Here is a 19,394-nt window from a genome sequence, read left to right as displayed (position 1 = left end):
CGTGCCCCCCGCTTTTTCTAGTGCAGGACGATGACAAACACATACCGTGGCCATGAGCAAGAACACGTTTGAAACATGGCTGCCCAAGCTGGTCGTGACACCGGCTTTTGTTCTGGGCTTTGCCTTCATCTATGGCCTGATGGTCTGGAATGGAGTGTTGAGCCTCTCCGCATCGCGCATGCTCCCCAACTACGAGTGGGTGGGCCTCGCACAGTACGAAAAACTCTGGGAGATGGACCGCTGGTGGGTGGCCCTCAAGAACCTCGGTATCTTCGGGGTGGGCTACGTGGGCGGGTCCCTGGCCATCGGTGTGGTGCTGGCGGTGCTGCTGGACCAGAAGATTCGCGCCGAGGGCGCGCTGCGCACCATCTACCTGTACCCCATGGCGCTGTCGTTCGTGGTCACGGGCACGGCCTGGAAGTGGCTGCTGAACCCGGGCCTGGGCATCGAAAAAATGGTGCGCGACTGGGGCTTTCCCAATTTTGAATTTGGCTGGCTGGTGGACACCGAGATGGCCATCTATTGCGTGGTGATCGCGGGCATCTGGCAAAGCGCGGGCTTTGCGATGGCGCTGTTCCTCGCGGGCCTGCGCGGCATCGACGACAGCATCATCAAGGCCGCCCAGGTCGATGGCGCCTCGCTGCCCCGCATCTACTGGCGCATCGTGCTGCCGGCGCTGCGGCCCGTGTTCTTCTCCACCGTCATGGTGCTGTCGCACCTGGCGATCAAGAGCTTTGACCTGGTGATGGCACTCACGGCCGGTGGCCCCGGCTTTGCCACCGACGTGCCTGCAACGTTCATGTACACCATGTCGTTCTCGCGCGGCCAGATCGGCCTGGGCGCCGCCAGCGCCACCATGATGCTGGCCACCGTGGCGGCCCTGGTCATCCCCTACCTGTACAGCGAACTGCGCAGCAAACCCCATGACCGCTAAGCCTTCTGTATTTCCTTCCGTGGGCCGCCTGCTGGTCTATGCGGTGCTGGCCCTGGCCACCGCCTTCTTTTTGCTGCCGCTGTATGCGATGCTGGTCACGTCGTTCAAGGACGCCGAGGAAATCCGCAGCACGTCGCTGCTGGCCTTGCCCGCAGCGCTGAACTGGTCGGCCTGGGGTACCGCGTGGTCCAGCGCCTGTACGGGGGTCGACTGCAACGGACTGCGTCCGTTTTTCCTGAACTCGGTGGCCATGGCCGTGCCGGCCGTGATGATCTCCACCGTGTGGGGCGCGCTCAATGGCTATGTACTCAGCCTGTGGAAGTTCCGGGGCAGCGATGCGCTGTTTGGCATGCTGCTGTTCGGCGTGTTCATGCCCTTCCAGGTGGTGCTGCTGCCGATGAGCCAGGTGCTCGGCTGGCTGGGGCTGTCGAGCTCCATCACCGGGCTGGTGCTGGTGCACTGCCTGGCGGGGCTGGCGGGCACCACGCTGTTCTTCCGCAACTACTACGCGGCCATCCCGAAAGAGCTGGTGAATGCCGCACGCATGGACGGCGCGAGCTTCTTCCAGATCTTCTGGCGCATCGTGCTGCCGCTGTCCACGCCCATCATCATGGTCACGCTGATCTGGCAGTTCACCAACATCTGGAACGACTTCCTGTTTGGCGTGGTGTTCTCGGGCACCGACTCCAAGCCCGTGACCGTGGGCCTGAACAACCTGGCCAACACCAGCAGCAGTGTGAAGGCCTACAACGTGGACATGGCGGCCGCGATCATCGCAGGCTTGCCCACCATGGTGATCTACGTTCTCGCAGGCAAGTTTTTTGTGCGCGGCCTGACGGCTGGCGCGGTGAAAGGTTAAGGAAAATCATGGCGTCTTCATTGGACATCGCGGGCATCAACAAGCGCTTTGGCAAGGGCGACAAGAGCGTGGAAGTGCTGCGCAAGATCGACATCCACGTGGCACCGGGCGAATTCCTGATCCTGGTCGGCCCCTCGGGCTGCGGCAAGTCCACGCTGCTCAACATCATTGCGGGCCTGGACGAGCCCACCGAAGGCGAGATCCGCATCGCCGGCAAGAACGTGGTGGGCATGCCTCCGCGCGACCGCGACATCGCCATGGTGTTCCAGAGCTACGCGCTCTACCCCACACTGTCCGTGGCCGACAACATCGGCTTTGCGCTGGAGATGCGAAAGATGCCCAAGCCCGAGCGGCAAAAGCGCATCGACGAAGTGGCGGCCATGCTGCAGATCAGCCACCTGCTGGACCGCCGGCCCAGCCAGCTCTCGGGCGGCCAGCGCCAGCGCGTGGCCATGGGCCGGGCCCTGGCGCGCCAGCCGCAGCTGTTTTTGTTCGACGAGCCTTTGTCCAACCTCGACGCCAAGCTGCGCGTGGAGATGCGCGCCGAGATCAAGCGCCTGCACCAGGCCAGCGGCATCACCAGCGTGTACGTAACGCACGACCAGGTCGAGGCCATGACCCTGGGATCGCGCATCGCGGTGATGAAGGGCGGCGTGGTCCAGCAGCTGGGCACGCCCGACGAGATCTACAACCGCCCGGCCAACACCTATGTGGCCACGTTCATCGGCTCACCCACCATGAACCTGCTGCGCGGAGGTGCGCAGCCCGCCGGGCACTTTGGCATCGAAGGCGCATCGCTGAGCCTGGCACCGCCCACGGGTGCCGCAGAGATGCTGCTGGGCGTGCGCCCCGAGCATCTGCAACTGCAGGACGACGCGCCCTGGCGCGGGCAGGTGAGCGTGGTGGAGCCCACGGGCCCCGACACCTATGTGATGGTGGACACCGCCGCAGGCAGCGTCACGCTGCGCACCGATGCACAAACCCGCGTGCAGCCGGGCGACCACGTGGGCCTGACGGTAGCACCTGCCAACGCCCACTGGTTCGACGCGAAGTCCGAAGAGCGGCTGACGGGCTGAGAGGGGCGAGCCCCGTCCGCTGGGTCGCCGCAAGAAGGGACTTTGGTCTTTGCCTGAAGGGGCAATTCAGGTAAAAAGAGGCTCCAGCGCTTATCCATAAAGCGCGAGTAGCTATATAAATAATAGCATTCGCGATCCACGGGCCGCCGTCTGCCGGAGGGCAGCGGGGGCGTGTGACCTTTGGCCTCCATCTTTTTCCTATGCAACCTCAGCGCCTCCTCGCCGACATCGGCGGCACCAACATCCGACTGGCCTGGCAGAACGAGCCGGGCGGCCCCTTGAACGACACGCGGGTGCTGCCCTGCGCGCAGTTCCCCACCGTGGACGCTGCGCTGGCGACCTATCTGAAAGAAGTGGGTGTGCCCACCCCGCGCGAGGCGGCTTTCGGCATTGCCAACCCCGTCACGGGCGACGCGATCCGCATGACCAACCACAGCTGGAGCTTTTCGCAGCGCGCGGTGCGCGAGGCGTTTGGTTTCGAGCGGCTCGTGGTCATCAACGACTTCACCGCATTGGCACTGGCGCTGCCCCTGCTGACGCCCGACCTGCTGCGCCCCGTGGGCGGCGGCGAGGCCGTGCCGGGTGCTGCGATTGCGCTGCTGGGCCCAGGCACGGGCCTGGGTGTGTCGGGGCTGGTGTTCCCGCCCGGCTCCAGCAACGGCGTGCCCTTGTCGGGGGAGGGCGGGCATGTGTCGCTGGCGGCGCAGACGCAGCGCGAATTCGATGTGCTGGCCATCCTGCAGGAGCGCTACGGCCATGTGTCGGCCGAGCGCGCTGTGTGTGGTGCGGGGCTGGTGGACCTGTACCACGCGCTGCGCCGCCTCGCGCAGCGGGGTGGCAAGGAGGTCAGCTCGGCCTCCCAGGTGACTGAGCTGGCCCTGCAGTCCAACGACGTCCTGGCGCTGGAGGCGCTGGATCTTTTCTGCGGCTTTCTGGGCAGCGTGGCGGGCAACCTGGCCCTCACCCTGGGGGCGCGCGGAGGCGTTTTCATTGGTGGTGGCATGGTGCCGCGCCTGGGCACGTGGTTTGACAAATCCTCGTTCCGCGCGCGGTTCGAGTCCAAGGGCCGCTTTCAGCCCTACCTCGCGTCCATCCCGTGCTGGATCATCGACCCCAGCGCCACGCCAGCGCTGTATGGCGCGTCGCGCGCGCTTGACATCGCCGGCTCTGAGGGATGAGCGACGGCCCCGCCGCGCTGCCCGTGCCACTGCCCGCGCTGCAGGTCAGCGGTGTGCACCATGTGGCCATCATCGCCAGCGACTATGCCCGCTCGCGCCGCTTCTACACCGAGGTGCTGGGTCTGCGGGTGGTGAACGAAGTCTTTCGGGCCGAGCGGCAGTCGTACAAGCTGGATCTGCAGCTGCCCGATGGCACGCAGGTGGAGCTTTTTTCCTTCCCCAACTCCCCGGCGCGCCCGTCGTACCCCGAGGCCTGTGGCCTGCGCCATCTGGCTCTGCGCGTGGCCGACATGGAGGCCAGCCTTCTGGCCCTGGCCGCGCACGGTGTGGCGGCGGAGCCGGTGCGGGTCGATCCGTTTACCGGTGCGTTGTTCACCTTTTTTGCCGACCCTGATGGGTTGCCGATTGAGTTGGTGGGGGGAGCGCGATAGACAGAACGCTAGGGCTGACTGAGCTTCCTACGCGAATCACAACGCCTTTTTTGTTTGCTTTGTCACTGCCTTGGCTTCGAGCGATCCCAACTGCTGGGTCTCAGAAAGGTGAAACCACACGGAGTAACCTCGTGCTGAGGTGCGTTTGAACTGAAGCCAGTAGTCGCACCGATAGAGGCGGGCATTGACCTCTTCACAGGTGGATTCCATGAATCTGCTGGTTTCTTTGACTTCTTCCAGGCTGGAGCCAATAGGAATTTTGCGTAGGAAGCCAGAGACAACCATTGCATTGTCCAGCTTGTCGAGATCCACAGAAGCTGAGAGAGGTGACCCTTCCGTTTCCAGCGACAGGAAACCCACAAAACCCCAGTCCGTAGGGATGCATCCGCAGGCAGATTTCCAACCGTCAGGACCTGACGGCGCAAAGAAAGCTAGTGCTCCGATCAACGGAATGCTCAGGAGGACGGATAGTAGCGTTCGCTTCGTGAGCATGGCTGTGAGTCTGGGTTATTCGGGAACCGGTGGAGCGTTCGAGGCTACCACCTGCCGCTCACATCTCCTCACTCCAGCAATACCCATCGCGCGCAATCATTGCGCTGGCCGAGCTCGGCCCCCAACTGCCCGCCATGTACGGGCGCGGCCCCACCGGGTCGTTCTTCCAGTGCTGCAGGATGGGCTCTACCCAGCGCCAGGCTTCCTCCTGTTCGTCGCTGCGCACGAACAGATTCAGACGGCCTGCAATCACGTCGAGCAGCAGGCGTTCGTAGGCACCCACGCGCTCGGTGCCAAAGCGTTGGTCGAAGTCCAGGTTCAGCTGCACCTGCGACAGGGCGGGCTCCGTCTGGTGCTGGGCGGCGCCCTGGGCCAGCAGGTGCAGCTCCAGCCCGTCCTTGGGTTGCAGGTTGATCACCAGGCGGTTGGCCGCGCCGGCAGGGGTCTTGAAGATGGGGTGCGGCACGGGGCGGAAGTTGACCACGATGTGCGCGTCGCGCCCCGCGAGGCGTTTGCCGGTGCGGATGTAGAACGGCACGCCGGCCCAGCGCCAGTTGCTGATCTCGGTGCGCAGCGCCACAAAGGTTTCGGTGGTGCTGCCGGGGGCCACGCCTTTTTCCTGCAGATAGCCGGGCACGGCGTGGCCCTGCGCGTTGCCTGCGCTGTATTGCCCGCGAATCACATGCTGGCCGATGGTCTCCATGCTCCAGGGCTTGAGCGACTGCAGCACTTTGAGCTTTTCGTCGCGGATGGCGTTGGCGCTGGAGTTGATGGGTGGCTCCATGCCAATCGCGCACAAGAGCTGCAGCGCGTGGTTCTGCACCATGTCGCGCAGGGCGCCTGTCTGGTCGTAGAACGCGCCACGCGTTTCCACGCCCAGTTCTTCGGCAATGGTGATCTGGATGTTGGCAATGGTTTCGCGCCGCCACAGGGGCTCGAACAGCGCATTGCCAAACCGCATGGCAAACAGGTTCTGCACCGAGGGCTTGCCCAGGTAGTGGTCGATGCGAAAGACCTGTTCTTCCTTCAGTACGCGGCGCAGGGTGTCGTTGATGGCCTGGTTGGATTTGAGGTCGTGGCCCAGCGGCTTTTCCAGCACCACGCGGGTGGTGGGGCCGTTCAGGCCGACGGCGGCGATCTGCTCGCACACGTTGGTGAACAGGCTGGGCGCGGTGGCCACATACATCACCACCGAGTCGGCATTGCGCTCGTGCAACATGGCGGCCAGGCGCGCATAGTCGTCGGTTTTGGACAGGTCCATGCGCAGGTAGTGCAGCAGCGCGCCAAAGCGTTCGAACTCGTCCGGGGTGGGGCGCTTGGCCAGTTCCACGCTGTCAAAACGCGACTGGATCAGGCTGCGGTATTGTTCATGGCTCAGCTCGTCGCGTGCCACCGCAATGATGCGGCCCCCCTCTGGCAGGGTTCCATGCCGGAACGCCTGAAACAATGCGGGCATGAGCTTGCGCCAGGCCAGATCACCTGTTCCACCAAACAGGACAAGGTCAAAACTCATGGGGTCTCCGTATCAGGGTGTTGTTGTGCGTCTGAGGCTGGAAATTGTAATCTCGTTACATTGAATTGTGTAGCTGTAGAGGCTGTAAAACGTTTTTTGACAGTTCGTGTGCAGAAAAGTATCGGATAAATTGTGTAATCAAGTTACTATCTCGCCGGTTTTCACCTCCCCACATCCTGAATCCACCATGTCCCTCCGTTGCGACCAAACTCCGCAGTGGCCTCAGTTGCAGGCCGCGTTCTCCGCAGATGGCAGCCGCCTGGATCTGCGGGAGGCCTTTGCCAGAGATGCGCAGCGCTTCGGGCACTTCAGCCAGCATGCGCCCGAGGTGTTTGCGGATCTGTCCAAGAACCTGTGGGACGCTGCCACTGAAACACTGCTGCTGGACATGGCCCGTGCCTGTGGCCTCACGCAGCACCGCGACGCCATGTTCGGCGGCCAGCCCATCAACAGCACCGAAGGCCGCGCCGTGCTGCACACGCTGCTGCGCCGGCCCCGGGACCTGGCGTTGCCCGGCGACGGGCCGGACATTGCGCAGAAGCTGGACCAGGTGCACACCACGCTGGATGCCATGCTGGCCTATGCCGACGCGGTGCGTGCGGATGGCGCCATCACCGATGTGGTGAACATCGGTATCGGCGGCTCGGACCTGGGCCCGCACATGGCCGTGCTGGCGCTGGAGCAGTTCCGCGCAAGGGGCAAGCGGCTGCACTTTGTCTCCAACGTGGATGGGCATGAGCTGCACAGCGTGCTGCAGGCGCTCCAGCCCGAGAGCACGCTGTTCCTCGTCGCCTCCAAAACCTTCACCACCGCAGAAACCATGACCAACGCGCGCTCGGCGCTGGCCTGGTTTGCCGCGCAAGGCGGGCAGGATGTGGGGCGCCACTTTGCAGCGCTGACCACCAATGTCGACGCCGCCCAGGCGCTGGGCATCACCACCACGTTCGGCTTCTGGGACTGGGTGGGCGGGCGCTACTCGCTGTGGTCGGCCATTGGCCTGCCCATCGCGATCGCGATTGGCTCTGAGGGCTTCCGCAATCTGCTCGCCGGCGCCCATGCCATGGACGAGCACTTCCGCACCGCACCCCTGGCGCAGAACCTGCCCGTGCGGTTGGGCCTGCTGGACATCTGGTACCGCAACTTTCATGGCTTCACCAGCCGCTGCATCGCGCCCTACCACGCAGCGCTGCGCCGCCTGCCGGCCTATCTGCAGCAGCTCGAGATGGAAAGCAATGGCAAGCGCGTGGGGTTGGATGGCCAGCCGCTGCCCTACGCCACGTCGCCCGTGCTGTGGGGTGAGCCGGGCACCAACGGCCAGCACGCGTTCTTCCAGATGCTGCACCAGGGCACCGACGTGCTGCCGCTGGAACTCATCGCCGTGCGCCAGCCCACCCACCCCCTGGAGGGCCACCACAACAAGCTGCTGGCCAACGCCCTGGCGCAGGCCCAGGCGCTGATGGTGGGCAAAGAAGGCGAAGACGGCCACCGCCACTTCCCGGGCAACCGGCCCAGCACCTTCTTGTTGCTGGATGCGCTCACCCCCGCATCGCTGGGCGCGCTGATCGCGCTGCAGGAGCACCGCGTCTTCGTGAGCGGCAGCCTGTGGGGCATCAACAGCTTTGACCAGTGGGGCGTGGAGCTGGGCAAGGTGCTGGCCAAGGACATCGAGGCGCGTCTGGCCAGTGGCGACGCTGCGGGGCTGGATGGCTCCACGGCAGGGTTGCTGGAGCGTCTTCGCGCCCACGACTGAACCCCCAAAAAAACCAACACGTTCGCCCCATCCCCTACCGTTCGGGCTGAGCTTGTCGAAGCCTGGGCGCAGCGCTTCGACAAGCTCAGCGTGCTAGGTGGTGATGGCGGCAGCCGAGGACCCTTGCATGACCGCATCCCAGCCCGATTTCCGCTCGCCCGACTTCCTGCGCGCGCACATCCGCCAGACCATGGCGTTCTACGAGCCCGTGGCCACCGACGCGAGCGGCGGCATGTACCACTTCTTCCTGGACGACGGCACGGTGTACGACACGCGCACCCGCCACCTGGTCAGCGCCACACGTTTTGTGGTCACGCACGCCATGCTCTACCGCACCACGGGCGAGGCGCGCTACCAGGCCGGCATGTTGCACGCACTGCAGTTTCTGCGCACCGCGTTCCTCGACCCTGCCACCGGCGGCTACGCCTGGCTCATCGACTGGCAGGGCGGCCGCGCCACTGTGCTGGACGGCACGCGGCACTGCTACGGCATGGCGTTTGTGATGCTGGCCTATGCGCGGGCTTTTGAAGCCGGTGTGCCCGAGGCGCGCGGCTGGCTGGCCGAGGCTTTCGACACCGCCGAGCAGCACTTCTGGCAGCCCGCGCAGGGCTTGTACGCCGACGAGGCATCGCCCGACTGGGTGCTGACCGACTACCGGGGCCAGAACGCCAACATGCACGCCTGCGAGGCCATGATCTCGGCCTTTCGCGCCACGGGCGAGGCGCGCTACATCGAGCGCGCCGAGCAGCTCGCGCAGGGCATCTGCCAGCGGCAGGCGTCGTTGTCGGACCGCGCATCGGCCCCCGCTGCCGAAGGCTGGGTGTGGGAGCACTACCAGGCCGACTGGTCCGTGGACTGGGTGTACAACCGCCACGACCGCACCAACATCTTCCGCCCCTGGGGCTACCAGGTCGGCCACCAGACCGAGTGGGCCAAGCTGCTGCTGCAACTGGACGCCCTGGCGCCAGCAGATTGGCATCTGCCTTGCGCGCGGTTTCTGTTCGACGCAGCGATGGAGAAGGGTTGGGATGCCGTGCACGGCGGCATCGTCTACGGCATGGCACCGGACGGCAGCATCTGCGACGACGGCAAATACCACTGGGTGCAGGCCGAGAGCATGGCCGCTGCCGCCGTGCTGGCTGTGCGCACGGGTGACGATCGGTATTGGCAGTGGTACGACCGCATCTGGGCCTACTGCTGGGCTCACTTTGTGGACCACCAACACGGCGCCTGGTTTCGCATCCTGGACGGTGCCAACCGCAACCACACGCGCGAGAAAAGCAACGCGGGGAAGGTTGATTATCACAACATGGGGGCGTGTTATGACGTATGGCTGGCTTTGCGTGGGTAGCCTGAGGCCGACTGACGTTGCGTGACTCGGGGTGACGCCCCCGTTTGAAAAAAGCCCCGGAGAGATTGTGTCGATCAGTGCGCTACGTCTGGTTCGTTGTCGAGCGGGCGTACGAGCGCGTGAACTGAGCCAACTGGGTACGGATTGATGGACCCAGAGAAGGCACCACCGCGTGGAATCGCTCCAGCAGGGTTGATGCGTCCGGATGTGCATCGGTGACCTGCTCCAAGTACGCGATGGCGAAGATAGATTTGCCTCTTTTATCCGAGCCTGGGTCTTTTTCCAGCTTCTTCAGAATGGGCGTAAACCACTGGCGGACTGCTTCATAGGCTGAAGGGTCTCCTACAGCGGCCAATGCCCAGAGTACATATCCCTTGTCCGTGCCCTTTTGCGATAAGCACTCCATAAGCCAGGGTGTCGCCTGACTTCCTCCCAGCCGGGCAACAGCCAGCACAGACGTAGCCTTGGTGTCTGCGTGTGAGAAATCGGCCAGGGCTCTTAGCTCGGGAATTGCTTCTTTGGCGCCCAAATTCGCCAAGCCATGGCAAGCCGCAGGAACCGCTGTTTTTGGCTTGCGTTCACGAAGCACCTTGAGTAGTGACTCAGGCTCGTAGGGGATTCCCAGGCGGCAAAAATATATTTCATCATTCAGGCGCTGCTGGGTCACGGATTCAAGGCGTGCGGCTGCAGGATGTAAGGCCATTTGAGCGGTATTCTGTTGATGAAGATGATCCAAAGCCGGGCTGAGAGTTGCGGCTCCTCTGTGCAGCCTTCTAGCCCTTGAAGAAGTTTACCGATAGCCCTGCCACTTCCGTCTGCACGCTAAACAGCGACCCCGCTGGAACCGCCGCCTGCTGCTCCTCCGCCGGCCTCCCCGCCCGCGCCGACGTGATGAACAACGTCCGCAAATCCTCCCCCCCAAAACACACCATGGTCGGGCACTGCACTGGGACTTCAATGCGCTGCAGCACCTTGCCTGCTGGTGACAGCTGCAGCACACACGCCCCCTCGTACATCGCCACCCAGTAGTTCCCCTCCACATCCACTGCCGCACCATCGGGTCTGCCGCCGTACGGCTGGCCGTCCACCTTGCGATCAAACCGCGCCCAGGGCTGGCGGTTGGCGATGGTGCCGGTGGCCACGTCGAAGTCAAACCGGTCAATGCGGTGCTCCGGCGTGTTGGACCAGTACATGAACCGGTTGTCGGGGCTGAATGCGAGGCCGTTGGCGGTGAAGTTGTCGCCCGCCATGTGCTGCACGGCGTAGCCGCCGCCCGATGCCGACAGCCGCCACAGCGCGGCATCGGGGGCCGTGCGGGGGGTGATGACCGAGCCCGCCCAGAACCGGCCCGCCGTGTCGCAGCGGCCATCGTTCAGGCGCAGCACGCGGGTGTCGTGCTGCGCCGGGGGCAGCGGCGCCAGCAGGGTAAGTGCGCTGCTGACGGTGTCCAGCAGGTAAAAGCCGTCCCGTAACCCGATTACTATCTTTTTGTCCGCGGCGGGTGCGCAGCAGCCGGGTTCGCTGGGGGTCTTCCATTGCCGGTGCTGGCCGTCCGCCGGGCGCCAGGCGTTCACCGTGAATCCTTGGATATCACACCAGTAGAGGCAGTTTTCCTCAGGGTGCCAGAACGGCGATTCGCCCAGCTCGGAGGGCGGAAGGGGCAGGCGCTGCAGGGTCATGGGTTGAAGTGAGGTGGTTATCGAGTTACATTCTAGGGCACTCAAACAGTAGCCCCGTATCCAATCCGAGGGCTTACCCACCGATGGAGCATCCCATGCATTCAGTCGTAGCGCGCGTGACGGCCCGCATCATCCAGCGCAGCACGGACACCCGCTCTGCCTACCTCGCCGGCATCGACGACATGCTGGCCCGCAAACCCACCCAGGAGCGCATGGGCTGCGCCAATCTGGCCCATGCCTATGCGGCGCTGCCTGGCGCCGACAAGTTCAAGATCACGGTCGAAAAGGCGCCGAACATTGGCGTGGTCACGGCCTACAACGACATGCTGTCGGCCCACCAGCCGTACCAGAGTTACCCCGCCATCCTGCGCGACGAAGCTGCCCTGCACCAGGCCACGGTGCAGGTGGCAGGCGGTGTGCCAGCCATGTGCGATGGCGTCACGCAAGGCACACCCGGAATGGAGCTGTCGCTGTTCTCCCGCGATGCCATTGCCATGGCCACTGCGGTAGCGCTGTCCCATGATGTGTTCGATGGTGCGCTGCTGCTGGGTGTGTGCGACAAGATCGTGCCCGGCCTGCTGATCGGTGCCTTGCACTACGGGCATCTGCCCTGCGTGTTCGTGCCCGCTGGTCCCATGGGCACGGGCCTGTCGAACAAGGACAAATCCAAGGTGCGCGAGCAGTACGCGCAGGGCCTGGTGGGGCGTGATGAATTGCTCAAGGCCGAATCCGCCGCGTACCACAGCCCCGGCACCTGCACCTTCTACGGCACGGCCAACAGCAACCAGATGCTGCTGGAAGCCATGGGCTTGCACGTGCCTGGTGCGGCCTTTGCGCCACCCGGCACCGAAGAGCGCGAATCCTTCACGCGCCAGGCCGTCCGCACGGTGCTCGACATTGGCAAGCGCGGATCGCGCTTCACGCCCATCGGGCGCGTGGTGGACGAGCGCTGCATCGTCAACGCCATGGTGGCCTTGCTGGCCACGGGCGGTTCCACCAACCATTTGATCCACTGGGTGGCCATTGCGCGCAGCGCGGGCATCCTGATCGACTGGTCGGACTTTGACGAGCTGTCTTCCGCCGTGCCGCTACTGGCCCGCGTGTACCCCAATGGCGATGCCGACGTGAACCAGTTCCAGGCCGCAGGTGGCCCCGCGTGGATCCTGCGCGAGCTGCTGGCCGGCGGCTTCATGCACCCCGATGTGATGAGCGTGAACACCGGCGGCATTGCCGCAGGCGGGCAGGGCGCTCCGGCGGTGTCGGGCGATGAAACCGTGTTGCGCCCCGTGACCCGGCCGTTCTCGCCCACCGGCGGGTTGCGCCTGCTGCAAGGGCGCCTGGGTCGCGCGGTGATCAAGGTGTCGGCCGTGCCCGAAGACCGCCACATCATCGAAGCGCCTGCGCGCGTGTTCGATTCGCAAGAGGCTTTGCTCGCCGCCTTTGCTGCGGGCGAGGTGCAGCAGGACATGGTGGCCGTGGTGCGCTTTCAGGGCCCGCAGGCCAACGGCATGCCCGAGCTGCACAAGCTCACCCCTCCGCTGGCCGTGCTGCAGAACCAGGGCTTCAAAGTGGCGCTGGTCACCGACGGCCGCATGAGCGGCGCATCGGGCAAGGTGCCCGCCGCCATCCACGTCACGCCCGAGGCACTGGCCGGTGGCCCGCTGGCCAAGGTGCTGGACGGCGACATTGTGCGGGTGGACGCTGTGGCGGGCACGCTCGATGTGCTGGTCGACGAAGCCACCTGGGCCGCCCGCCCCGTGGCGCCGTACACCGTGCCTCCCGCCACCGGCTTTGGCCGGGAACTGTTTACCAACTTTCGCCGCCACGCAGGCGGTGCCGAACAAGGAGCCTGCACATGGTTGTAGCAGGATGCACCCCCTGAGTCGCTGCGCGCCTTCCCCCTCTCTCGCTGCGCGGGAGGGGGACGCACCCGCTGGCCTGGCGAAGCCAGTTCCACGGGTGCACTGGTATGGGCCGCGCCCCTGTCAAACGCCGCGTGCGGCATCCAACATCAAGGAGTATTCCCATGAATCCCATTGACATCGCCAGCCATGGCCCCGTCATCCCCGTCATCGTGATCGACCGCGTGGAAGACGCGCTGCCCCTGGCCGAGGCGCTGCTGGCCGGTGGCGTGAAGGTGCTGGAAGTCACACTGCGCACCGCTGCTGGCCTGCCCGCCATCGAAGCCATTGCGCGCAATTTGCCCGAGGCCGTGGTGGGCGTGGGCACGGTGCTCAACGCCGACGATGCGCGCCGCGCGAGCGAGGCCGGTGCGCGTTTTGCGGTGAGCCCGGGTTACACCTCCGAAGTGGGTGGCGCCTGCAAGGGCCTGAATTTGCCGCTTCTTCCCGGGGTGGCCACGTCCAGCGAAATCATGGCCGCGCTGGCCGATGGGTTCTCGTTCCTGAAGCTCTTCCCGGCCGAGGCCGCGGGCGGCATCCCTTTGCTCAAGGCCTGGGCCAGTCCGTTTGGCCAGGTCAGCTTTTGCCCCACGGGTGGCATCAGCCTGGCCACTGCGCCCAACTACCTGGCGCTGCCCAATGTGCGCTGCGTGGGCGGTTCGTGGCTGACGCCCGCCGACGCCGTGCGTGCGGGCGACTGGGCGCGCATCACCCAGCTGGCGCGCGAGACGCATGCGTTGCGCAAGGCCGCGTGAGTTTGCCAGGATTTGGGATGAAATAGGAAGCTGGCGCTTGTTCAGTATGCGTTGATAGCTATAAAAAAAGAAGCAAGCGCTGCGTGGTGGTTCGGCTGCAAGGTACGGCGGCGGAGGGTGGCCGCAGGCGCTGGGATCACTGGCTTGTGGACTTGCTGCCCTGCGCACCTCTATCATGGCGCGGGGCTTGTCCCTGCCACAACGGCTTCACGTTTCAAAGAGAGGGAGTTCTGTATGGATTTTGTTTCGGCTATCAAAAGCTGTCTGACGCAGTACGCTGGTTTCTCGGGCCGCGCTGTGCGCTCCGAATTCTGGTGGTTCTTTCTGTTCCAGGTGGTGGTGATGGTGGCGGCCAGTTTCCTCGGAGACGTCATCTCCGGCATCGTTTCCATCGCACTGGTGCTGCCCGCATTTGCCGTGGGCGCACGCCGGCTGCACGACATTGGCCGCTCGGGCTGGTGGCAACTGCTGACGCTGACCGGCATCGGTGTGTTGGTACTGATCTACTGGTGGGTGCAGCCCAGCGAGGGCTGATCCTTACGGCGCAGCGGACCTCCTGGGTCCGCCCGCACCAAGCCCGCTGGCCCCACGGCCAGCGGGCTTTTTTGATGGGGCGGTGATGGGGTGCCGGTGTTGCGGGTCGATTCTTGGTAAAAAATGGCTCCAGCGCTTGATGGTAAAGCGTTAATTGCTATCAAAACAGAAGCAAATGGATTGAACTGTTTTGAATGGAGATGTTGTCGTCGTACGACAACGCGCCCGGCAGGCAATGATTGGTTTTTAAAATGGGAATCATTCTTACTCTCATTATTAAAAACCATGGCCATCCTTCATCAAAAGACAGCGGTATGCCTGGGCATCGCGTTGGCATTCGGTCTTCTTCCCGCAAGGGCTTCGGCGCAAGGTGTGAGTGCCACCCTGTCGGAGGTGCGAGTGGACGCCAGCGCCGAGAAGGAGTCCGCCACCGCACCGGTGGTCGGCTACAGTGCCCGCAATGCTGCCACCGCCACCAAGACCGACACACCGCTGGCCGAAACCCCCCAGTCCGTGACGGTGGTCACGCGCGATCAGCTGGTGGACCAGGGCGCCACCACGTTCCAGGGGGCGCTGCTGTACGCGGCAGGGGTGCGCAGCGATGCGTACGGCCTGGACAGCCGGGCCGACAGCGTCCGGGTGCGCGGCAGCACCCCGGACACCTATCTCGACGGGCTGCGCCAGAACTACAACTACTACACCAGCACCACCCCTGCAGAGCCCTATGCGCTGGAGCGCATCGAAGTGCTTCGCGGCCCTTCGGGCATGTTGTTCGGCGCAGGTACGGTGGCAGGCGTGGTCAACATGGTGAGCAAGCGCCCACAGCAAGAAGCGCAGCGCGAAGTGGGCGTGCAGCTTGGCAGTTGGGGCCGCAAGCAGCTGCAGGCCGACCTGACCGGCCCCCTCACCGCGGATGGTGAATGGTCGTACCGTCTGGTGGCGGTGGCGCGCGATGCCAATACCCAGGTGGACCACGTGCCGGACGACCGCCGCCTGATCGCTCCGTCCCTGGCCTGGCGGCCCAGTGCGGCCACATCGCTGGTCCTGCAGGCCCATTGGCAGCAGGACCGCAGTGGCACCACCTCGCAGTTCCTGCCCTGGTCAGGCACGCTGCTGCCCAATCCCAACGGCATGTTGCCCATCAGCCGCTTCATCGGAGAGCCCGGCGACTATTACGACAGTGACCGGGAATCCATCGGCTACCTGTTCGAGCACCGTTTCAACGACGCGTGGGCCGTGCGCCAGAACCTGCGCCTGGCCCGCAACGAAAATCGCGGCGGCTACCACTACGCCGACTTCTTCACCATCCCCGGCGGCTGGGGTGCAGACCCCGTCAACCAGCGGCTGATCGGCCGCCTGTACGGCAAGAACATCACGCGCACGCGCATGGCCGCGGTGGACACCCATCTGCAGGGCAACCTCACCACCGGGGCCCTGAGCCACCAGCTGCTGCTGGGCGTGGACTGGAACCGGCAGACCGAAAACAAAAACGAGGCCGACGACGCATACAACGCGCCCATCGATGCCTACGCCCCGGTGTACGGCAACGTCCTGAATCCGACGCTTGTCGCGAAACCCGAGAACGTGCAGCGCCAGAACGGCCTGTATGTGCAGGACCAGATGAAATGGGGCCGCTGGATCTTCATCGCCGGCCTGCGCCACGACCGCGCCGTGAACAGCCTGGCGGGCCAGTCAGATGACCGCACGAGCGACACCACGAAGCGCCTGGGCGTGATGTACCAGCTGGCCGGAGGCTGGACACCCTACGTCAGCTACGCAGAATCCTTTAGCCCGGTGAGCGGCACCAATACCTACGGCCAGCGTTTCAAGCCGCTGGAAGGCGAGCAGATCGAAGTGGGCGTGAAGTACGCCCCCGCAGGCAGCGCCACCCAGTTCACGGCGGCGGTGTACGACCTCAAGGAAAAGAACCAGAAGGTGGTTGATCCGGTCAACCCGAACAACTCGCTGCAGGTGGGCCAGACCCGCAACAAGGGACTGGAGCTGGAGTACAAGGCCCGTGTGGCCACAGCGTTCGACCTGACCGCCCACTACAACTACACCGATGTCGATCCGCTGCTGGAAAACCTGCCGCGCCATCAGGCTGCCGTGTGGGGCGTGTACCGGTTCTCCATTGGCGGCGTGCGCGGCTTCTCGGCGGGTGCGGGTTATCGCTGGCTGTCGTCGTTCCGTGATGGCACGGGGCCGAAGGTGCCGGCGGCGGGTGTCGTGGATGCGCTGCTGGCCTACGACAGCCAGGACTGGCGCTACGCCCTGAACATCAGCAACCTGGCCGACAAGAAGTACATGAGCACCTGCCTGGCGCGTGGCGACTGCTGGTGGGCCGCGCGCCGCAATGTGGTGCTGAGCGCGACGTATAGGTTTTAACCCCCCGAGCCGCTTCGCGTCCTCCCCCGAGGGGACGCCGCCCATGCGGCGGGGCGGCCCTTGCACGGCGGCACTGGCACGGCACAGTGCCAATGCGAAGGCCGGGCCCTTTGCTCTGGGTTGGCGCGGTGCAGTGAACCGCGGTACAAATGTCGAAAGCGCAGCCCGTGCCACGACGTGCTTCACGTGTTCCAAGTAAAAAACCCCGCAGGTTTTGCAACCTGCGGGTTTTTTTGTGCACTACCGGGCAGAACCTGGGTTCCACACGGAGCGGCTGGCCATTACATGCCCATGCCGCCCATGCCACCCATGCCGCCCATGTCGGGCATGCCGCCGCCAGCACCGGCCTCGTCCTTGGGTGCTTCTGCAACCATGGCTTCGGTCGTCAGCAGCAGCGATGCCACGGAGGCAGCGTTCTGCAGGGCCGTGCGGGTGACCTTCGTGGGGTCCAGAATGCCCAGCTCGAGCATGTCGCCGTACGTGTCGTTCGATGCGTTGAAGCCGTAGTTGCCCTTGCCGGCCAACACAGCATTCACCACCACCGAGGCTTCGCCGCCAGCGTTGTTCACGATTTCGCGCAGGGGCGCTTCGATGGCCTTGAGCACCAGCTTGATACCGGCTTCCTGGTCAGCGTTGTCACCCTTGATCGAGTCACCGACAGCTTGCTTGGCACGCAGCAGGGCCACGCCACCACCGGCCACAACGCCTTCTTCCACAGCTGCGCGCGTTGCGTGCAGTGCGTCTTCCACGCGGGCCTTCTTTTCCTTCATTTCGACTTCGGTGGCAGCGCCGACCTTGATCACGGCCACACCGCCAGCCAGCTTGGCCACGCGCTCTTGCAGCTTTTCGCGGTCGTAGTCGGACGTGGCTTCTTCGATCTGCACGCGCACTTGCTTGACGCGGGCTTCGATGTCACCCGCAGCGCCAGCGCCGTCGATGATGATGGTGTTTTCCTTGCCCACTTCGATGCGCTTGGCCTGGCCCAGGTCGGCCAGGGTCACCTTCTCGAGCGTCAGGCCCACTTCTTCAGCGATGACCTTGCCGCCCGTCAGGATGGCGATGTCTTCCAGCATGGCCTTGCGGCGGTCGCCGAAGCCAGGTGCCTTCACAGCCACAACCTTCAGGATGCCGCGGATCGTGTTGACCACCAAGGTAGCCAGGGCTTCGCCTTCGACTTCTTCGGCAATGATCAGCAGTGGACGGCCAGCCTTGGCGACTTGTTCCAGCGTGGGCAGCAGGTCGCGGATGTTGCTGATCTTCTTGTCGAACAGCAGCACGAAGGGGTTGTCCAGAATGGCGGATTGCTTTTCTGGGTTGTTGATGAAGTAGGGCGACAGGTAGCCGCGGTCGAACTGCATGCCTTCCACGACGTCCAGTTCGGAGTCGAGGGACTTGCCGTCTTCCACGGTGATCACGCCTTCCTTGCCAACCTTGTCCATGGCGTCAGCGATCAGCTTGCCGATGGTTTCGTCGGAGTTGGCGGAGATCGAACCCACTTGGGCGATTTCCTTGGAGGTGGTGGTGGGCTTGGAAGCCTTCTTCAGCTCGGCAACCAGGGCCGTCACGGCCTTGTCGATACCGCGCTTCAGGTCCATCGGGTTGATGCCGGCGGCCACGTACTTGAAGCCTTCGCGCACGATGGCCTGGGCCAGCACGGTGGCGGTGGTGGTGCCGTCACCAGCGTTGTCGCTGGTCTTGGAGGCCACTTCCTTCACGAGCTGGGCGCCCATGTTCTGCAGCTTGTCCTTGAGTTCGATTTCCTTGGCCACGGACACACCGTCCTTGGTCACGGTAGGGGCGCCGAACGAGCGCTCCAGCACCACATTGCGACCCTTGGGGCCCAGGGTCACCTTGACCGCGTTGGCCAGGATGTTCACGCCTTCAACCATGCGTGCGCGGGCTTCGCCGCCGAAAACTACGTCTTTTGCTGCCATTTGGAGCTCCTAAATTGGTTCAAATTGGCTGCTAGCGCTTATCCAGTAAGCGTTAGAAGCTATGAAAAAGTGAGTGAATCAGGGGTGGAAATTACTTCTCAACCACTGCAAACAAATCGTCTTCCTTCATGACCAGCAGCTCATCGCCGTTGACCTTAACGGTCTGGCCCGAGTACTTGCCGAACAGAACGCGGTCACCGACCTTCACGTTCAGGGCGATCAGGTCGCCCTTGTCATTCTTCTTGCCGGGGCCGACGGCCAGCACTTCACCTTGATCGGGCTTTTCAGCGGCGTTGTCAGGGATCACGATGCCGGAGGCGGTCGTGGTTTCGCTTTCGATACGCTTGACGATCACGCGATCGTGCAGAGGGCGAAGGTTCATTGCAATGCTCCTGTTTTCAGTAAAAAAGCTGACTTACTCAGCGTCTGGAGACCCAGGCGCTACCAAACTTCCGACAGGCAAGGTGGTGTTAGCACTCGTCTGTGGTGAGTGCTAATGATACGGGCATTTGTGGCGGTTTCAAGACGTCCAAGGCATTTCCCGATTTCTTCGGATGCGTTGCGGGCGCAGTCAGAGGGGTGGGGGTTGTCATCGATCTATCGGAGTCGGGAACTCCGCCTC

The 19,394-nt window shown here is 64.1% G+C and carries 17 protein-coding genes; 11 read left to right on the top strand and 6 right to left on the bottom strand.

The window, feature by feature from the left end; all coding sequences use genetic code 11:
* The first annotated feature begins 52 nt into the window (after positions 1–52).
* From ARADN35_RS0111625 to gloA2, 5 genes are all read left to right on the top strand, one after another.
* Positions 53–934: a carbohydrate ABC transporter permease gene (locus ARADN35_RS0111625; RefSeq protein WP_035197039.1), complete on the top strand. Its 882-nt coding sequence runs from the start codon at positions 53–55 to the stop codon at positions 932–934.
* On the top strand, positions 924–1,793 hold the full coding sequence (locus ARADN35_RS0111620) for a carbohydrate ABC transporter permease (RefSeq protein ID WP_010462252.1): 870 nt from the start codon (positions 924–926) through the stop codon (positions 1,791–1,793). Before ARADN35_RS0111625 ends, ARADN35_RS0111620 begins: the two co-directional genes overlap by 11 nt.
* A gap of 8 nt (positions 1,794–1,801) precedes the next feature.
* Entirely contained in the window at positions 1,802–2,869 is a 1,068-nt protein-coding gene (locus tag ARADN35_RS0111615; RefSeq protein ID WP_035197041.1) for an ABC transporter ATP-binding protein, read from the top strand.
* A 200-nt stretch (positions 2,870–3,069) separates the two neighbouring features.
* Entirely contained in the window at positions 3,070–4,047 is a 978-nt protein-coding gene (gene glk, locus ARADN35_RS0111610; protein ID WP_010462249.1) for a glucokinase, read from the top strand.
* The gene (gene gloA2, locus ARADN35_RS0111605; RefSeq protein WP_010462248.1) at positions 4,044–4,478 is read left to right on the top strand and encodes an SMU1112c/YaeR family gloxylase I-like metalloprotein; all 435 of its coding nucleotides are present in this window, start codon (positions 4,044–4,046) and stop codon (positions 4,476–4,478) included. The genes glk and gloA2 overlap by 4 nt, the downstream gene beginning before the upstream one ends.
* Positions 4,479–4,514: 36 nt before the next feature.
* Here the strand turns inward: gloA2 and ARADN35_RS27925 are convergent, their stop codons facing one another.
* On the bottom strand, positions 4,515–4,970 hold the full coding sequence (locus tag ARADN35_RS27925; RefSeq protein ID WP_139019191.1) for a hypothetical protein: 456 nt from the start codon (positions 4,968–4,970) through the stop codon (positions 4,515–4,517).
* A 58-nt stretch (positions 4,971–5,028) separates the two neighbouring features.
* Entirely contained in the window at positions 5,029–6,483 is a 1,455-nt protein-coding gene (zwf, locus tag ARADN35_RS0111595; protein ID WP_010462246.1) for a glucose-6-phosphate dehydrogenase, read from the bottom strand.
* 187 nt (positions 6,484–6,670) lie between these two features.
* On the opposite strand from zwf, the gene pgi reads away from it, so the two are divergent.
* The gene (gene pgi, locus ARADN35_RS0111590; protein WP_029413924.1) at positions 6,671–8,233 is read left to right on the top strand and encodes a glucose-6-phosphate isomerase; all 1,563 of its coding nucleotides are present in this window, start codon (positions 6,671–6,673) and stop codon (positions 8,231–8,233) included.
* Positions 8,234–8,360: 127 nt separating this feature from the next.
* Positions 8,361–9,584, top strand: a complete 1,224-nt coding sequence (locus ARADN35_RS0111585) for an AGE family epimerase/isomerase (protein ID WP_010462244.1) — start codon at positions 8,361–8,363, stop codon at positions 9,582–9,584.
* Between the two features lie 82 nt (positions 9,585–9,666).
* Here ARADN35_RS0111585 and ARADN35_RS27330 read toward each other — a convergent pair whose 3' ends face one another.
* Together ARADN35_RS27330 and ARADN35_RS0111575 are read right to left on the bottom strand one after the other, a co-directional pair.
* The gene (locus ARADN35_RS27330; protein WP_081474615.1) at positions 9,667–10,287 is read right to left on the bottom strand and encodes a HEAT repeat domain-containing protein; all 621 of its coding nucleotides are present in this window, start codon (positions 10,285–10,287) and stop codon (positions 9,667–9,669) included.
* A 70-nt stretch (positions 10,288–10,357) separates the two neighbouring features.
* Complete coding sequence (locus tag ARADN35_RS0111575) at positions 10,358–11,263, bottom strand: SMP-30/gluconolactonase/LRE family protein (protein ID WP_010462242.1); 906 nt, start codon at positions 11,261–11,263, stop codon at positions 10,358–10,360.
* Between the two features lie 95 nt (positions 11,264–11,358).
* Here ARADN35_RS0111575 and edd point away from each other — a divergent pair, with 95 nt between their 5' ends.
* The 4 genes from edd to ARADN35_RS0111555 all read left to right on the top strand — a co-directional run bounded on the left by edd (position 11,359) and on the right by ARADN35_RS0111555 (position 16,838).
* Entirely contained in the window at positions 11,359–13,128 is a 1,770-nt protein-coding gene (gene edd, locus ARADN35_RS0111570; protein WP_010462240.1) for a phosphogluconate dehydratase, read from the top strand.
* Positions 13,129–13,289: 161 nt separating this feature from the next.
* Positions 13,290–13,919: a bifunctional 4-hydroxy-2-oxoglutarate aldolase/2-dehydro-3-deoxy-phosphogluconate aldolase gene (gene eda / locus ARADN35_RS0111565; protein ID WP_010462237.1), complete on the top strand. Its 630-nt coding sequence runs from the start codon at positions 13,290–13,292 to the stop codon at positions 13,917–13,919.
* Positions 13,920–14,153: 234 nt separating this feature from the next.
* Entirely contained in the window at positions 14,154–14,453 is a 300-nt protein-coding gene (locus tag ARADN35_RS0111560) for a DUF805 domain-containing protein (RefSeq protein WP_010462236.1), read from the top strand.
* Positions 14,454–14,738: 285 nt separating this feature from the next.
* Positions 14,739–16,838, top strand: a complete 2,100-nt coding sequence (locus tag ARADN35_RS0111555) for a TonB-dependent siderophore receptor (protein WP_029413922.1) — start codon at positions 14,739–14,741, stop codon at positions 16,836–16,838.
* Positions 16,839–17,119: 281 nt separating this feature from the next.
* Here ARADN35_RS0111555 and groL read toward each other — a convergent pair whose 3' ends face one another.
* Together groL and ARADN35_RS0111545 are read right to left on the bottom strand one after the other, a co-directional pair.
* Positions 17,120–18,772 (bottom strand): chaperonin GroEL, encoded by a 1,653-nt coding sequence (groL, locus tag ARADN35_RS0111550; RefSeq protein ID WP_010462232.1) that lies wholly within the window; start codon positions 18,770–18,772, stop codon positions 17,120–17,122.
* A 91-nt stretch (positions 18,773–18,863) separates the two neighbouring features.
* Complete coding sequence (locus ARADN35_RS0111545) at positions 18,864–19,154, bottom strand: co-chaperone GroES (RefSeq protein WP_010462231.1); 291 nt, start codon at positions 19,152–19,154, stop codon at positions 18,864–18,866.
* Between the last annotated feature and the right edge of the window lie 240 nt (positions 19,155–19,394).

The sequence above is a fragment of the Acidovorax radicis N35 genome (assembly GCF_000204195.1).
GTDB classification, from domain to species: Bacteria; Pseudomonadota; Gammaproteobacteria; order Burkholderiales; family Burkholderiaceae_C; genus Acidovorax; species Acidovorax radicis.
The sequence above is the reverse complement of the archived record's forward strand: the minus strand, read 5'-3'. Positions and strand labels throughout refer to the sequence as shown.

What these genes read in the sequence shown, in the direction of transcription:
- ARADN35_RS0111625 (WP_035197039.1), top strand. Translation starts at nt 53, where the DNA reads ATGAGCAAGAACACGTTTGAAACATGGCTGCCCAAGCTGGTCGTGACA.
- ARADN35_RS0111620 (WP_010462252.1), top strand. Translation starts at nt 924, where the DNA reads ATGACCGCTAAGCCTTCTGTATTTCCTTCCGTGGGCCGCCTGCTGGTC.
- ARADN35_RS0111615 (WP_035197041.1), top strand. Translation starts at nt 1,802, where the DNA reads ATGGCGTCTTCATTGGACATCGCGGGCATCAACAAGCGCTTTGGCAAG.
- glk (WP_010462249.1), top strand. Translation starts at nt 3,070, where the DNA reads ATGCAACCTCAGCGCCTCCTCGCCGACATCGGCGGCACCAACATCCGA.
- gloA2 (WP_010462248.1), top strand. Translation starts at nt 4,044, where the DNA reads ATGAGCGACGGCCCCGCCGCGCTGCCCGTGCCACTGCCCGCGCTGCAG.
- ARADN35_RS27925 (WP_139019191.1), bottom strand. Translation starts at nt 4,970, where the DNA reads ATGCTCACGAAGCGAACGCTACTATCCGTCCTCCTGAGCATTCCGTTG.
- zwf (WP_010462246.1), bottom strand. Translation starts at nt 6,483, where the DNA reads ATGAGTTTTGACCTTGTCCTGTTTGGTGGAACAGGTGATCTGGCCTGG.
- pgi (WP_029413924.1), top strand. Translation starts at nt 6,671, where the DNA reads ATGTCCCTCCGTTGCGACCAAACTCCGCAGTGGCCTCAGTTGCAGGCC.
- ARADN35_RS0111585 (WP_010462244.1), top strand. Translation starts at nt 8,361, where the DNA reads ATGACCGCATCCCAGCCCGATTTCCGCTCGCCCGACTTCCTGCGCGCG.
- ARADN35_RS27330 (WP_081474615.1), bottom strand. Translation starts at nt 10,287, where the DNA reads ATGGCCTTACATCCTGCAGCCGCACGCCTTGAATCCGTGACCCAGCAG.
- ARADN35_RS0111575 (WP_010462242.1), bottom strand. Translation starts at nt 11,263, where the DNA reads ATGACCCTGCAGCGCCTGCCCCTTCCGCCCTCCGAGCTGGGCGAATCG.
- edd (WP_010462240.1), top strand. Translation starts at nt 11,359, where the DNA reads ATGCATTCAGTCGTAGCGCGCGTGACGGCCCGCATCATCCAGCGCAGC.
- eda (WP_010462237.1), top strand. Translation starts at nt 13,290, where the DNA reads ATGAATCCCATTGACATCGCCAGCCATGGCCCCGTCATCCCCGTCATC.
- ARADN35_RS0111560 (WP_010462236.1), top strand. Translation starts at nt 14,154, where the DNA reads ATGGATTTTGTTTCGGCTATCAAAAGCTGTCTGACGCAGTACGCTGGT.
- ARADN35_RS0111555 (WP_029413922.1), top strand. Translation starts at nt 14,739, where the DNA reads ATGGCCATCCTTCATCAAAAGACAGCGGTATGCCTGGGCATCGCGTTG.
- groL (WP_010462232.1), bottom strand. Translation starts at nt 18,772, where the DNA reads ATGGCAGCAAAAGACGTAGTTTTCGGCGGCGAAGCCCGCGCACGCATG.
- ARADN35_RS0111545 (WP_010462231.1), bottom strand. Translation starts at nt 19,154, where the DNA reads ATGAACCTTCGCCCTCTGCACGATCGCGTGATCGTCAAGCGTATCGAA.